1 protein-coding gene is annotated in these 301 nt (G+C 54.5%); it reads left to right on the top strand.

The window, feature by feature from the left end; genetic code table 11:
- Positions 1–301 (top strand): SDR family NAD(P)-dependent oxidoreductase (locus tag AF337_RS35340; RefSeq protein WP_152971338.1); only part of this gene is annotated, 301 nt, incomplete at both ends.

Below are 301 nucleotides of genomic sequence, written 5' to 3' on the forward strand. Positions count from 1 at the left end.
GCTCGAGGATTTGAAACGGATATTCGACGTCAATTACTTCAATCAGATTCTGTTTTCTCAATATGTGGCGAAGAGAATGGTGCGGGCGAAGGCCGGCTCCATCGTCAATATCGCATCGACTGCCGGACTGCTTTCAGACGCGGGAACGCTCGCTTATGGTGGCAGCAAAGCTGCGCTGATCCACGCCACAAAGGTGATGGCGACCGAGCTGGGGCCATTCGGAATTCGCGTCAATGCCATTGCGCCCGCGGTGGTCGAGACCGATATGGCTATCCAGATGGACGAAAAAGCAAGAACAGCC

This window comes from Rhizobium ecuadorense (assembly GCF_001187535.1).
GTDB classification, from domain to species: domain Bacteria; phylum Pseudomonadota; class Alphaproteobacteria; order Rhizobiales; family Rhizobiaceae; genus Rhizobium; species Rhizobium ecuadorense.